This is a genomic window from Gluconobacter sp. Gdi (assembly GCF_014132155.1).
Taxonomy (GTDB): Bacteria; Pseudomonadota; Alphaproteobacteria; order Acetobacterales; family Acetobacteraceae; genus Gluconobacter.
In genome coordinates, this window is sequence record NZ_BLJQ01000013.1 from 34,122 (window position 1) to 42,305 (window position 8,184).

General features: G+C 56.6%; 8 protein-coding genes. 6 read left to right on the plus strand and 2 right to left on the minus strand.

All coding sequences use genetic code 11. The features are described 5' to 3' along the window. Nucleotides 1-2 precede the first annotated feature (2 nt). From JN414_RS14335 to JN414_RS14350, 4 genes are read left to right on the plus strand one after another with little or no spacing between them, the layout of a single operon-like run. Nucleotides 3-2,333 (plus strand): DotA/TraY family protein, encoded by a 2,331-nt coding sequence (locus tag JN414_RS14335; RefSeq protein WP_237390091.1) that lies wholly within the window; start codon nucleotides 3-5, stop codon nucleotides 2,331-2,333. Nucleotides 2,334-2,346: 13 nt separating this feature from the next. Then, a complete protein-coding gene (locus JN414_RS14340) occupies nucleotides 2,347-2,775 on the plus strand; it encodes a hypothetical protein (RefSeq protein WP_237390093.1) in 429 nt (142 codons plus the stop codon). Between the two features lie 48 nt (nucleotides 2,776-2,823). Further along, nucleotides 2,824-3,837, plus strand: coding sequence for a thiol:disulfide interchange protein (locus JN414_RS14345; protein WP_202208516.1), 1,014 nt, complete (start codon nucleotides 2,824-2,826; stop codon nucleotides 3,835-3,837). Then, entirely contained in the window at nucleotides 3,834-4,361 is a 528-nt protein-coding gene (locus tag JN414_RS14350) for a hypothetical protein (RefSeq protein ID WP_202208517.1), read from the plus strand. Before JN414_RS14345 ends, JN414_RS14350 begins: the two co-directional genes overlap by 4 nt. A gap of 33 nt (nucleotides 4,362-4,394) precedes the next feature. Here JN414_RS14350 and JN414_RS14355 read toward each other — a convergent pair whose 3' ends face one another. Continuing rightward, the gene (locus JN414_RS14355; protein ID WP_202208519.1) at nucleotides 4,395-4,694 is read right to left on the minus strand and encodes a hypothetical protein; all 300 of its coding nucleotides are present in this window, start codon (nucleotides 4,692-4,694) and stop codon (nucleotides 4,395-4,397) included. A 990-nt stretch (nucleotides 4,695-5,684) separates the two neighbouring features. Here JN414_RS14355 and repC point away from each other — a divergent pair. Next, nucleotides 5,685-6,929, plus strand: coding sequence for a plasmid replication protein RepC (gene repC / locus JN414_RS14360; RefSeq protein ID WP_202208521.1), 1,245 nt, complete (start codon nucleotides 5,685-5,687; stop codon nucleotides 6,927-6,929). A 52-nt stretch (nucleotides 6,930-6,981) separates the two neighbouring features. Beyond that, the gene (locus tag JN414_RS14365) at nucleotides 6,982-7,266 is read left to right on the plus strand and encodes a DUF2312 domain-containing protein (protein WP_202208522.1); all 285 of its coding nucleotides are present in this window, start codon (nucleotides 6,982-6,984) and stop codon (nucleotides 7,264-7,266) included. A gap of 168 nt (nucleotides 7,267-7,434) precedes the next feature. Here the strand turns inward: JN414_RS14365 and JN414_RS14370 are convergent, their stop codons facing one another. After that, the gene (locus tag JN414_RS14370) at nucleotides 7,435-8,085 is read right to left on the minus strand and encodes a recombinase family protein (protein ID WP_202208526.1); all 651 of its coding nucleotides are present in this window, start codon (nucleotides 8,083-8,085) and stop codon (nucleotides 7,435-7,437) included. Nucleotides 8,086-8,184 lie beyond the last annotated feature (99 nt).

Sequence of the window (8,184 nt, forward strand, 5' to 3'; positions counted from 1 at the left end):
TGATGACCTTCTTCAAACGGCTCAGAAGAACAGGCGGGGCGCTCTGCGCCCTGCCCATCTTACTCGCAACAGGGATGGCTCACGCACAGTCGGTCACAGGCAATTCGACGTCGGGAAACTCCACCTATGGCGTGACGTGGAACATGCTTGACCCCGGTGACGACTGGGCCGCGACCATGATCAAGTCGGTCTTTCCGGTCTTCGGATCGTCCTCGACGTCCACCGGCACAGAGGCCACGGTCATCGGGACCATGCTCGGCGATCTGTCCGGCTTCGTCATGGCGCTTGCCATGGCTTTTGTCTCTTACGTCATGATGATGAACATGCACCGCTCGGCCGAGACGTCGAAGGTGCTTGGATCCAATCAGACGTCCATGAGTATCGTGCGTATGGCTTTCGGCGCCATCATGATGCTTCCGGTTGCAGGCGGTTTCAGTGCCGGTCAGGCTGCGTTCGTTCAGGGCTCGCTCTGGGGTGTCGGCATGGCGAAGACGATCTATTCCTCCGCCGTGCAGGCGATTGGTCCGGACGGAAAAACCATCGCCCAGCCCATGGTTCCGGGAACGAAAACCATTGTGGCGGGTTTGATCGGCAACGAAATGTGCCGGGATCTGGTCAATCTTGCCTCGTCCAATTCCAGCCTTGTACCGGCACCAACGGGTCAACGCGTCTGGGCTGTTCCTGGGGCGGATGTGGGCGTCATCACATACCCTTACCAGATGACGACTGGGGACGGTCAGCCAGTTTGTGGCTCTGTGACCATTCAGGCTCCTCGGAGCGCGACCAAGGTTCTGGGAATTACTGTGGATACGGCTGCCATGCAGCAGCAGATCCTTGATAGCGTTCTCGTCGGGGAGATCCGGCCACAGGTCCAGCAGGTTGCAACGCAGTTCTGGCAGACCAAGAAGTCCTCCAGCCTCGCACCGCTCGTGACTCTTATGACGCAGGCGACCAATGACTACACCAGCAAGCTGACGGCCAAGGCTGCCAGTATCCGCCAGCAGGTTCAGGCCGCCGTGATGCAGCGGAGCACAAGTTTTCAGGCGTGGAACAGCGGGACGAACGGAAGCGCGGCAAACACCAAAAATCGGCTGGACAGCCTCGGCTGGACGGGCGCTGGGGCCTATTATCTTGAGTTCGCCCGTCTCAACGGGGAGACCATGTCCCTGATGGCATCCACGCCGAGTGTCAGCGCGCCAACCTATGTGGGACTGGGCGAAGACCTTCACGGGGATATTGCGCCCCTGATGCAATCCATTGGCGCACTTCTGGCCAATATCTCCAATATGGTGGCCACGCAGGACGGCATGAATGCTCCAGGCGGTAGTAGTGACCTTTACGCTGGCGTTACGCCAACCGGCGATGGTGCAGGCGTTCTGTCGCTGGTCGCACGGTCTCTCCACCTGACCGACTACACGCTCCAGACGGTCATGGCGTTCATCGAACCGTCAGGTGCTGAAGGTTACTGGACGGATCCCTTCGGGAACCTTATGGGACTGGGGAACTGGATGGTCACGACTGCCCTTTTGGTCATGGCATCCGCAGCGCTTCTCAGCTCGGACACAGGATCTGCGATCACAGCGGCTGGTGCGGCTCTGACTGGCAATTTTGCGGCCGCAACGGGCATTGGGGTCGGGCACGTTGTGGTCAGTTTCCTCAGTACGCCCATTCTGTCGGGTGCCATGGCGCTTTTGGTTCCCGGCCTCATGCTGGCTTTCGTGCTGCCCATGGTCCCGTGGATCATGTGGATGGCAGCGGTCGCTGGATGGCTTATCCTGGTGTGCGAGGGTGTGATCGCTGTTCCGCTCTGGATGCTGGCCCATATGACAATGTCCGGAGAAGGTCTGCATGGGCACGCGAAGGCAGGGTATGCTCTGATCTTCAATGTTCTTTTCAGACCGACCCTGATGCTGTTCGGGCTTTTCCTCGGCTACTTCGTGTTTGATGCCATGTCCTGGCTGATCCACCAGACATTCGGCGTAGCCGCAGGGTTCGTATTGTCACATGGCTGGATCGTGACCAATCTGGTCGGCATTGTCGTGATGCTCGGCCTGTACGTGACGGTTCACATTACGCTGGCGCTGATGTGCTTCAGGCTGATTGGTATCCTTCCGGAACGCGTTCCTGCCATGATTGGATTCCATGAAGGAAACCGGGTGGATCTGGATCAGTTTTCGCGAGACGCCGCAGTAATAGGTATGGCAGGTACCTTGAAAGGCATTCAAAACTCATTGACGAGCGCAATGCCGGAGAAGGCACAGCAAAAGCTTGGTAACTCGACATCTCCTAAAGAAAAGCAGATGGTAGATACGACAATGAACAAGATTACCTGAACGGAGCATGAAGATGGGAAGTGATAGCTCTGGAATGAGTGGCTGGGCGGGATATATCCTAGGCCAGATGGCTGCAGAGTCAGAGCAGTCACGAAATCTTTTCGTCGCGAGAACACGCCAGCGAGTAGCTCAAAACAATTATGAGGCTCGTATTGAGAAACTCGTGAATAAGGGGCATGAGTTTCTCGATCATATCAAGTGGCAAGAAGGGATCATGAAGGAGCGAAAGGACCAGATTGCGGCTCTTGAAGCAGATCTGGTCCAAGCGCGCTCTGATTTGGAGCGTCAGCAGGCTCTAACGAACCAGTGGAAAGATTTCGGCGACAAGTCGGAGGCCAACTACGACGAGTTGAAGGCTTGGGCGGAAAAGGCCGAGGTTTCACTCAAACAGTATCGCGCCCTCTACGGCCCTCTTCCAGACGCTCCAAAAAGCAGCTCTTAGTCGCATCTCATCCCGATAGGGTCTCCTTAATTCTTCAGGAGACCCATTATGCGTTCTCGTACCTCTCTTTATCTCGCCGGATCGCTGCTCCTGGCAGCACCGGCAATGGCGCAGACCCAATGCGCTGTTCCTTCTTCGCCTGCCCAAACATCAGCACCTCAAAAAACTGCTCCGCTTGGGCCGCAGCCGACTGACGCGATCCAGCGGCTGGTGCAGGCCGGAAGCGAGATCCTGTGGGCAGAGCCACAGCACGGCCTCCAGACAGGTGTTGCTCATGGCGATAACCAGCTTCTGGTATTCTTCACGCCTGAAAATCACAGCTTCATCATTGGCGGAACACTCATTCCCGTCCCCTATGACCGTCTTCATGAGCTGATGGGTAAGCGGGCGACAGATCTGGAGGTCTGGCATGGCACCAGGGGCATGTTTGTGCGCAACGGCGACCGCTTCCAGGTAGTTTATGCGACGCCAGACGGTCAGGCCGCGATTGCCGGTACGGTGTGGGATACCGCAGGCAAAAACATCACAAGACAGCAGATCCGCTACATTCCAGGGGCCGTTCCCACGGTTCGGATCGACGTCCCGGGAGGTGGAAAGGCCCCGGCCGGTTCGTTGTCCGAGCAGATCTATGCCGGTGTGGTCGGCCAGAAGGGTGCGCCGGAAGTGATCATGTTTATTGATCCGCGCTGCACGTTCTCGATCCGCGCCATGCAGCTCCTTCAGCCTGCCGTTGATAGCGGCAAGCTGCGTCTGAGGGTCGTGCCGCTTTCGCTTCTGGACTACGAGGATGGCGGCGCAAGTACGCGTTACGCCAAGGCCATGACCTCGCTGCCAGCGGATGCCAGTATGGTTCAGGCCTGGACGTCTGGCGGCCTCTCGAATGTGCTGGATCAACCGTCTCCAGAAGCGCAGTCCCGACTTGATGCCAATATGGCAGCCGCTAAAGCGGTGTCGCTGACAGGCACACCGACCTTTTTCTGGAAGCATCATGATGGGTCTCTGGGACGTCTCGACGGGGTGCCACCCGACCTGAACAAGTTCCTGATGGATGTCAGCCAGTGAGCGGGGCGAACGAAAAGAAGGGAGTCCTGGCCAAAACAGGCCGGGCAGCCCGGTTTGTCGTAGGTTCTCCATCCGTTGCGGTTGGGGCCACGAGTATTCGGGATGGCTACAGTCTGCTTCGGACACTGTGGGGCATTGTCCGGAGAAGGCCTGAAGCGGAAGACGGGTTTCGCGTTGATGATTCGGGCCGCATCGACATTGTTGCGACGGCAGAAGTGTACGATGTCAGTCCGGCCGCGGTAGAGATCTATCTCCAGAACCAACAGACAAGGACGTATCAGCGCGCCTGGGCCGCAGCCCTCATCGGGGCTTGCCTTCTCGCAGCGTGGATCATTGTCGGCCTCAGCGGGTTATGGCGGAGTCAGACGCTTGTGACTGCGATCGAGATGATGCCGTTCTGGTTCGCGTTGGGGCTCTATATTCTGCAGAATGGGTGGATGAACTGGCAGTTTCGGCAGCGGCGGAAGGCGGGGATGCTGGCCTATATCAGAGAGGCCGACACCCTTTTTCCTCGACGGTCCTGAAACAGGAAGCGGCCCCAGAGGGCCGCTTTTCTATTAGAAGGTTCCGGGCGGGTGCGTGGAGTTGTTGTTGGGGCCACCGACGGCCCAGGCCGCGTGCTCATAGTCTTCACGGCCTCCCGAATTGCGGGGATCTTCCACTTTCACGATATGACCCTGCCGGTCATAGACAGGTGGTGCCCAGATGGCTCTGGATGACCCGTAGGCCGCACCCGGCTCATAGCGAGCATGTTTGAGTGGAGGCGGCTTGGGGCCATGGCCATGATCGGCCGAGACGTTGCCTGAGCAGGCCGTCAAAGCAAAAAGGCTGATTACAGGGAGGAAATGAAGTTTCATTGACCAGTCTCCGTTTCGATATCACGAAGACTGGCACGCTCATCTGCGACTAAGACGGGAAACGCATCTCAAGCTTTGAAACCGAAAATTGATTCTTTATGAGCGACGCAGAGCTCTCCGGCCCTGCCAGCTTCAAACGCACTGAATTTCTTCAGACATTCGCTCTTGAGTTCGAGAAATACGGTATCGACACAATCCAGATTTTTGAGCTTACTCACATGGCGCTCACACTCTTCGACTTGACTAACGTAGTCGTTTATCAAAGTAGACGAGGTAAAGGTCATTCCAGACATAATGGCGAGAGTGTGAATAACGCTATCAACACAAGATTGTGTTCGAGCGCAAAAGGATAATGCATCGAAGCTAGTAATTAGAGAACCTGACTGATTACTCTCTTGCCGTATAACCGAACCCATCCGACACCTTTACAACTACTAGACGAACCCGAGGCCAGATCGTACCAGAGTTCTGGATACAGTCTCTTTATGGACTTTATCTGCTCTCTCTTCCTTTTCGCTCTAGCACGGGCTCACGCAAAGAAAAAAGGTTTCCTTAACAAATTGTGAAAAAAAATTACGGAAGGCCGCTTTTGTTCTCATCGCTCCCTTGCGGGCGTGGAACAGACTCATGTTACAGATGAAAGTCGCAGATCCTTGTGGCGATGTCTCAGAGGCCGGGAGACTCTGAAAAGGGCCTTTCTTTCTCGCTACAGGAGAAGCATAAAGGCAAATCGCCTATTTGGGCTTGAAGAAGGAATTGTTTGAGTGAGTTAGCCAGAGCCCAGATACGTTTAAGGCCCCGCTTTCACGAGGCCCTAGAACGTAGTCCCATCGGTCGCCAAACCGATTGAACTGGATTGAAATTTATTCCGCTGAATTTTCAATCCTACATTTCAGCTTCGAATGCAAGAGTTTCTTGCAAACGGGCGGGGCTTGTTTGAAGGGTTGGAGAGCAGGGCTTCGGAAATCCCGAAATCCTGAGAAGTTTTCCATGACCTATTCGCTTTCGCATGACCCCCATCAGGCCGGGGTGAGACGCATTACCCCGGCCATGATCCTGGCCGAGATGCAGTGTGAGGCCCTGCCCCGCAGCGGCGCCACCAAGGCGCAGATCCTCAGCGCCTTGCATACGGAGCCCCGGGCGCTTGGCCTTCAGCCGCGCCAGTCCGATCTGCTTGGCTTCCTGATCAGCCGCACGAAGCCTGTGGATTGGGAAGATGACAATCTCACCATCTGCTCTGTGCGCAATCGCGACATCTGCGAGCGGTTCGGGATCGAGAGATCCACGGTCAAACGCTGGCTTCGCGGCCTCAGCGAATTAGGCTGGATCATCATGCGCGATAGTCCGAATCAGCAGCGCTGGTTGAGACGCGACGGCCGCAATGGTGCGATCCTGGAGGGATACGGGTTCGATCTGTCGCCGCTGTCTCGGCGTTACGACGAAATGCTCCAACGCGTTGAGGCCTTCAGAGAGCGGGAACGCGAAGGAAAGCGTCTGCATAAGAGAGCCATGGTCTTAGGTCGCCGCATTACGGCCCTTTGTGCCACGGCCCTGGAGACGACGGCTGACAGGCCGACGGTCATGAGCATCCAGCAGAACGGGCATCAGCTCCTGGCACTGCGTGGCAATGACCACGACCTGGACATCCTGTCGCCGCTGGTTGAGCAGATGGAGGGTTTGGTCGAACGTCTGGAGGCCATGATTGCGGGGGCTGACCCTGTGGAAATGGACCCCATGGGGCGCACTGATGGACCCCACAATACTGATACAAACCCAAATACTATAACTAAAGTTACTGTAAGCGGAGCCGGCTACGCCGGCGTTGGCATAGAGGAGGGAGTAGTTGGGTCTGACAGTGTCTCCCGTTCCAAGGCCTCACCGCTTCGGGGCTTCAAGGCCGGACCGAATTTCCTGCTCCAGCTTGTTCCTGACTTGCGAGACCTGTGCACCAGCAGTCGCCCACATGAGGCCGAGCTGATCGAGGCCGTCGAGATGCTGACAGGTTCTCTGGGAATTTCCTCTCATGCCTGGCGCCAGGCGTGCAGCGTCATGGGCCGATACGAGGCCGCCGTCGCCGTCTGTGTGATTTCCGCGAAGTCCCGCAAAGGGAAAGTGCGGTCGGCTGGTGGCCTGCTTCGGGCCATGATCGAACGTCACCTTGACGGAACGCTGGCTCTGGACCGGACCCTCTATGGGCTGGCCTCGGATCTTTCGACCGACCGAACCTACCATTGACGCCTCAGTCGCAGACTGAGGTGGCAGATTGGGCGAGTGAAAGGAGAACTGTATGTTGGCACATGAAGAACAGGACACAGCATCTGCTGAGACCACCGTTCAGACCGGAGGAATTGCAGCGGATCGCCTGAGATCCATCATTGAGCGGGTTGAACGCCTGGAAGAAGAACGAAAGGCGTTGGCCGGAGACATCAAGGACATCTTCAGCGAAGCCAAGTCGGCCGGGTTCGACGTCAAGACCATCAAACAGATCCTGAAGCTTCGGAAAATGGAGCCTGCCCAGGTCGAGGAACAGGAAACCCTTCTGGACATCTATCGTCGTGCTTTGGGAATGTGACTTACTGGTGTGTCCATTGCGGACACACCTTGAAGGAGAAGCCAGATTTCTACGCCAGCAATGACGGCATTGTCCTACCGTGTGGCCATGGTATCCGGGATTGTTGGGATCAGTCTGATCTTGGCCGGGTATGCGCGGGTGAAGTATCTGCGGTCTAACCCATCCTCATCAGGCCTGTTGTCTGCGGCGGTTGAGCGGCTTCTTCTCATTGTTTTCTGCGGTACGCTCGTCAACATCACTGTCGCCTTCCTCACTCTCTGAGCGTGGTTGCCAGCCTATCCGCTCAAGAGTGTTCAACAGGGTTGTGCGTGGGATTGTGAGGCGTCGCGCAACGGAGAGCTTACTCTCACCCTTGTTGAGGTAGTCGAGCGCCATGTCCAAACGCTCCTGACTGATTGACGGAGGCCGTCCGCCTATTCGGCCTCGACGTTTTGCGGCCGCAAGCCCTGCCATGACACGCTCGTGAATCAGAGCGCGTTCGTATTGAGCCAAGGCGCCAAACAAGGAGAACATCAGCTCACCATGAGACGTTGTTGTGTCCATCTGTTCGGTTAAGGAACGGAAAGATACGGATCTCGCCTTCAGATCTTCTATGATCGTCAGGAGATGCGGAAGAGATCGACCCAGCCGATCCAGCTTCCAGACAACGAGTGTGTCACCACTCTTTATATAAGAGAGGCATTTTTTAAGACCAGGTCTGTCATCGCGTGCCCCAGAGGCCTTGTCCTGGAAGATGTGTCGCTCATCGACGCCCGCCTGCACCAGAGCATCGCGCTGCAAGTCCACTGACTGGCGCTCATCGACAGAAGAAACGCGCATATAGGCCCAGTGGGCCCGAAGCTGTGATTTTGGCCATGTTGAAGAACGTGCCGGGAACGGCGAGGCTTTTGATTGACGCTTGATGCGTCCCAGGCAGAT